Here is a 538-nt window from a genome sequence, read left to right on the forward strand (position 1 = left end):
TCCACTTTCTATCCCTGTAGAAATCATTCACGGGAAACAAGAAGGTCCAGTGCTGATGGTGAACGCCGCAATCCATGGTGATGAGCTTAATGGCGTAGAGATCGTTCGTCAGATGATCAACCAGTTAAACCCATTAAAGCTAAAAGGTACGGTTATTGCGGTGCCAATCGTAAACGTATTTGGCTTTATCCATAAGTCTCGTTACTTACCCGATCGCCGCGATCTAAACCGTTGTTTCCCTGGCAGCGAAAAAGGCGCACTCGCTTCACGTATGGCGTATGGATTCTTCAATAATATAGCGAAACGTTGTGATTACATTTTAGATTTACACACAGGTGCGATTCATCGTACTAACCTACCCCAAATACGCGCTAACCTGAGCAATCCGGAAACACTGCGCATTGCTAAAGCATTTGCCACGCCAGTGATCGTTGACTCTGCATTGCGTGATGGCTCGCTACGTAGCGAAGCCGAGAAGTGTGATATCCCAGTATTGACTTACGAAGCTGGTGAAGCACTTCGCTTTGATCCGCTATCT

General features: G+C 46.5%; 1 protein-coding gene. It reads left to right on the top strand.

What is annotated here, in order from left to right; translation table 11 throughout:
- Window positions 1-538, top strand: a 538-nt coding sequence (locus R7190_RS30085; protein WP_318138235.1) for a succinylglutamate desuccinylase/aspartoacylase family protein, incomplete at both ends; no start/stop codon positions are given.

The organism is Vibrio sp. 1078-1, assembly GCF_033340475.1.